This is a genomic window from Micromonospora sp. NPDC049580, from assembly GCF_040675595.1.
Taxonomy (GTDB): domain Bacteria; phylum Actinomycetota; class Actinomycetes; order Mycobacteriales; family Micromonosporaceae; genus Micromonospora.
The window spans coordinates 1-4,965 of record NZ_JBFAPG010000472.1 but is presented as its reverse complement, the minus strand read 5'-3'; the positions used below and the strand labels follow the sequence as shown (position 1 = coordinate 4,965).

Annotated in this window: 5 protein-coding genes; 2 read left to right on the top strand and 3 right to left on the bottom strand. The window is 70.8% G+C overall.

The window, feature by feature from the left end; genetic code table 11:
- Positions 1-40: 40 nt before the first annotated feature.
- Positions 41-865: an ABC transporter permease gene (locus AB0J68_RS27110; protein ID WP_354856252.1), complete on the bottom strand. Its 825-nt coding sequence runs from the start codon at positions 863-865 to the stop codon at positions 41-43.
- Between the two features lies 1 nt (position 866).
- Positions 867-1,766 carry an ABC transporter ATP-binding protein gene (locus AB0J68_RS27105; RefSeq protein ID WP_234584431.1) on the bottom strand — a complete coding sequence of 300 codons (900 nt, stop codon included), beginning with the start codon at positions 1,764-1,766 and terminating at the stop codon, positions 867-869.
- Positions 1,767-2,085: 319 nt separating this feature from the next.
- On the opposite strand from AB0J68_RS27105, the gene AB0J68_RS27100 reads away from it, so the two are divergent.
- Positions 2,086-2,940, top strand: coding sequence for an alpha/beta fold hydrolase (locus AB0J68_RS27100; RefSeq protein WP_363941146.1), 855 nt, complete (start codon positions 2,086-2,088; stop codon positions 2,938-2,940).
- Positions 2,941-2,983: 43 nt separating this feature from the next.
- Here the strand turns inward: AB0J68_RS27100 and AB0J68_RS27095 are convergent, their stop codons facing one another.
- Entirely contained in the window at positions 2,984-3,454 is a 471-nt protein-coding gene (locus AB0J68_RS27095; RefSeq protein WP_363941144.1) for a hypothetical protein, read from the bottom strand.
- 284 nt (positions 3,455-3,738) lie between these two features.
- Here AB0J68_RS27095 and AB0J68_RS27090 point away from each other — a divergent pair, with 284 nt between their 5' ends.
- Positions 3,739-4,683, top strand: coding sequence for an aldo/keto reductase (locus AB0J68_RS27090; protein WP_363941141.1), 945 nt, complete (start codon positions 3,739-3,741; stop codon positions 4,681-4,683).
- The last annotated feature ends 282 nt before the right edge of the window (positions 4,684-4,965 follow it).

The window sequence follows — 4,965 nt, the reverse complement described above, 5'->3', positions numbered from 1 at the left end:
GTCGGGAGGTCCATCGGCTCCACGCTAGCGGTCGCGGCGGTCAGACCCGAGCGGTGTCCCGGCGGAACAGCCGGGCCGCGCCGACGCCGAAGGCCACGGTCCAGAAGACCATGTTGGCCACCCCGGCCATGCTCACCCCGTCGCCGGTCAGCGGGGCGCGGGCCAGCTCACCCATGCCGTACACCGGGGTGAACTTCGCGGCCTGCTGGAGCACGTGCGGCAGCACCTCGACCGGCACGAACAGCCCGCCGAACATGGCCAGCACGGCCAGGATCGGCCCGATGAACTGCATGACGTTCTCGGCCGGCACCAGGTAGCCGATGAACAGACCGAACGCGGCGAAGACCAGCGAGCCGAGCCACGCGGCGAGCCCGGACAGCAGCCAGACGTCCAGCGGGAGGCGGACGCCGGCCGCGGCGCCCACCACGAACTCGATGACGACAGCCATCAGGCCGAGGGTCATCGCCGTGGCCACCTTCGTCGCCACGTAGGCGGTCGGGCGCAACGGGGTGAGCCGCAGCTGCCGGCTCCAGCCCAACGCCCGCTCGGTGGCCACCGCGCCGCCCGCGCTTGTGGTCGCCACCATCGCCGCGTACACGGCGAGGCTGATCATGACGTACGCCGTCACGGGTCGGCCGTTGTCCAGGGTCTGCCCCCGCTGCGGCAGGCCGAAGATGAGGAAGAAGACAGCCGGCATGATCAGCGTGAAGGCGAGGGTGCGGCGATTGCGCAGCACCCGCCGCAGTTCGATGCCGAGGACGGCCGGGGCGAAGCCACCCATTGCGGGCAGCCGGCGGTCGGGCTGGGTGGGTCGGTCGGGTCGGTCGGTGCGGGTGGCGGCGGGGGTGGCCGGCAGGGTGGACATCTCAGGCTCCGATGCGCTCGGTGGTCAGGGCGAGGAAGGCGTCCTCGAGGTTGCGGGAGGTGATCTCCACGTCCCGGGCGGCGGTCCGGGTGAGCAGGTGACGGGCGATCGCGTCCGAGTCCCCGGTACGCACCAGCACGCTGTCGCCGCGTACCTCCACGGCGTCCACACCGGGCAGCGCGGCGAGCGCCGCCTGGTCCGCGCCGGGCAGGGTGGCCCGGACCGTACGGCCGGCGGCCAGGTTCTTGATCTCCGCGGTGGTGCCGTCGGCGACGATCCGTCCCTGCCGGACCAGCACGATCCGGTCGGCGTACGCGTCCGCCTCGTCCAGGTAGTGGGTGGCGAAGATGACCGTCCTGCCGTCGCGGGCGTCGCGGCGCAGGGCCTGCCAGAAGTCCCGGCGGCCCTCGACGTCCATCCCCGTGGTCGGCTCGTCGAGCACCATCAGGTCCGGGTCCGGCAGCAGGGCCAGCGCGAAACGCAGCCGCTGCTGCTGACCGCCCGAGCACCGGCCCACGATCCGGTCGGCGATGTCGGCGATGCCGGCGCGCTCCAGCACCTCGGCGGCGGGGCGGGTGTGCCGGTAGAAGTGGGCGGTCATCCGCACGGTCTCGCCCACGGTGAGGTCCTTGAGCAGCCCGCCGGTCTGGAGTACGGCGGCGACCCGACCCCGGGCCACCGCGTCGTCGGCGGTGCCGCCCAGGACGCGGACCGTGCCCGCGTCCGGGCGGGCCAGGCCGAGCAGCATGTCGATGGTGGTGGTCTTGCCCGCCCCGTTGGGGCCGAGGAACGCCACCACCTCGCCGGGCTGCACCCGCAGGCTCAGCCCGTCGACCGCGGTGACCGTACCGAAGGTCTTGGTGAGGCCGTTCAGCTCGACGGCCGGATGCGTACTGGTCATGCAATAGATGCTCCGGCGTCGGGGACGTCGGCTCCCGGAGCGGCCGTCACGTTCCGGCCGTGACATTTGTCAGGGACGGCCCGCCGGCGGGTCGATGTGGCACGCCTGGCCGGACACGGAGTGTGACGGCCATGGCAGGAGATACGGCCCAGAGCGATATGACTCAGAGTCATAGATATACCTCTGCGTCATATCGCCTTCCGACAGGTCCGCCACCGCCCCTGGCTCTTGCGCTCCGCCCGGTCCGAGCCCACCGGCAGGCATTGCCAGCGCGGCAGCGGGTAACCGCCGGGCCGGACAGCGACACCGGGAGGACGCGATGGGTGCCACGCCGCAGGGCCGGGTCGACACGGTCGTGCTGATCCACGGACTCTGGATGACCCCGCGCAGCTGGCAGGGGTGGGTCGAGCGGTTCACCGAGCGCGGCATGCACGTCATCGCCCCCGCCTGGCCCGGGATGGACCGGTCCGTGGAGCAGTTGCGCGACGACCCCACCCCGATCGCCCAGCAGAGCATCGCCACGATCGTCGCGCACTACGACGGGATCATCCGGGCGCTGCCCCAACCGCCGATCATCATGGGGCACTCGTTCGGTGGCCTGTTCACGCAGGTCCTCGTGGATCGGGGCCTGGGCGCGGCGGCCGTCGGGGTGCACCCCGCGGCGGTGAAGGGGGTGCTCAAGGTGCCGCTGAGCCAGCTGCGCTCCGGCTTCCCGATCCTGCGCAGCCCCGCCAACCGGAACAGGGCCGTCCCGTTCACCCCGGACGACTTTGCCTACACCTTCGGCAACACGATGAGCCGTGAGGAGTCCGACCGGGCCTGGCAGCGCTATGCGGTCCCCGGCGCCGGTCGGGTGTTCTTCGAGGGGGCGTTCGCCAACCTCGACCCGCGCTCACCCGCCCGCGTCGACAACGGACGCGACGACCGCGCGCCGCTGCTGTTGATGGCCGGCGGGGAGGACCACGTGGTGCCCGCGTCGGTGGTCCGTACCAACGCGGGGCTCTACCAGAAGTCCCGGGCGCTCACCGCGTACGAGGAGTTCCCCGGGCGTTCGCACTTCACCGTCGGGGCGCCCGGCTGGGAGGCGGTCGCCGACTACGCCCTGGACTGGGCGCTGCGCGCGGCGGCGCTGCCCCGCGAGGCGACGATCGCCAGCGAGGCCCCCCGCCGCTGAGCGGCCATCGCCGATCCTCACGAAGGAACTAGCGCATTCACTACTAAAGGACGACGAACCGCACAGGTTCGTCCAGCACCACGGCAGCGCCGTCCAGGGCGGCCAGGCGCGCCGCGAGCGTCGCTGCGGCCAACCGTTTCGGCAGGGCCGCGCCGAACTTGAGACCGTCCAGGGCCTTGTCATTGACCTCAGGCAGGCACAGTCGGGTGGCCGCGTCCGCGGTGAGTGCCCGCCAGGTCGCAGGTGTGACATCTTCCCGTAGTCGGATGCTGTTGCCGTCGAAACGCTCCACCGGATCGACGACTTCGCCCAGCGTGGCGGTCAACGTGGCATTCGCCCGGGAGCGGCCGGTGGTGACGGCGTGGCCGATCCGGCGCAGCGCCTCGGCGAAGTTGTCCCGGAGCTGGTCGGTGACGACGTACCGGCGCAGGTCGGCGCCCTCGGCGGCGCGGACGACGAAGTCCCCGTCCCCGACCGAGGTCGGGATCTCGATCACGTCCCGCAGCAGGGTCATCTCACGCCTCGCAACCGCTCCCCGTGACGCTGGCGTCACCGGCGACCCTAAGGCGTCGTCGCCGCAGGTCCCCAGTCCCGGGCTGGCGTGGTAATGATCAGCGCCTATTGCGAGGGCTGCCGCAACTGCGCGGCGTCGCACTCGGCCAGTTCTTCAGCTTCGAGTAGAGCGGCGGCGACCAGCCTGCGGCGTCGGCGTGGACCTCGCCACCACCACGACATGAGGTCTTTCACATGTTTTCCCAGGTAGGAATGGACGGCGTGTGACGCATGTTGGTGCCAGACATGGTTGATCTTCGTAAGCTCGGCTCGTCAGACCTCGAGGTCTTCCCGCTCGCGCTCGGCGGCAACGTCTTCGGCTGGTCGGCCGACGAGGCGCAGTCAGGTGCCGTGCTCGACGCGTACGCCGCCGCGGGCGGCAACTTCATCGACACCGCTGACATGTACTCGGCCTGGGTGCCCGGCAACCAGGGCGGCGAGTCCGAGGCCATCATTGGGAACTGGCTCTCCGCACGCGGCAACCGCGATTCCATGATCATCGCCACCAAGGTCGGCGCCCACCCGACGTACAAGGGGCTGGCCGCCACGACCATCAAGGGCGGGGTCGAGGAGTCGTTGCGCCGCCTGCGCACTGACTACATCGACCTGTACTACACCCACTACGACGACCCGACCCTGCCCGTCGAGGAGATCATCACCACGCTCGACCAACTGGTGAAGGAGGGAAAGGTCCGAGCAATCGCCGCCTCCAACATCAGCCCCGAGCGACTCGAGGCCTCCCTCGCCTTCTCCGACAGCCAGAACCTCGCCCGCTACGTGGCTCTGCAGCCGCACTACAACCTGGTCTCGCGCGATACGTACGAGGGGGACCTGGAGACGACGGCCGCGCGGCACGGCCTCGGAGTCGTTCCCTACTACTCGCTCGCCTCCGGCTTCCTGACCGGCAAGTACCGGCCGGGCGCGACGGTGAACAGCGTACGGGCGCAGGGCGCCTCGGAGTACCTGAAGTCGGAACGGGGGCAAAAGGTCCTCGCAGCACTCGACGAGATCGCCACCGCGCGGGGTGCCGAGATGGCCACCGTGGCGCTCGCCTGGCTCCTCGCTCAGCCGACCGTCGTAGCGCCGATCGCGAGCGCGCGGACCGTCGAGCAACTGCCGGCACTGCTCGCGGTCGCTGACCTCGCGCTGACGGAGGCGGAGGTCTCGGCGCTGACCGCTGCCTCCGCGTAACCGAGCCTGGTAGGGAGCCGTACCGCCGGCGCGGACGTTCATGCCCGGTTGTCGTGCCCGGAGGGGCGCGGCATACCGGGCACAAGCGGTTCGCAACCGTACCGGCGTCGTATGGCAGCGCGCGCATGGCTCACTTCAGACAGATCAACAGGCCTCGCGCCCGACTACGAGAAGTGCTCTTTTCTACGTAGTACCCGTAGGCGAAGCTACCGTCCTTCGGACCGCTGATGCTGGCCTCGTACACCGCGAGCGCCGCGGCGGTGACCGGCCCGGCCGGTCACC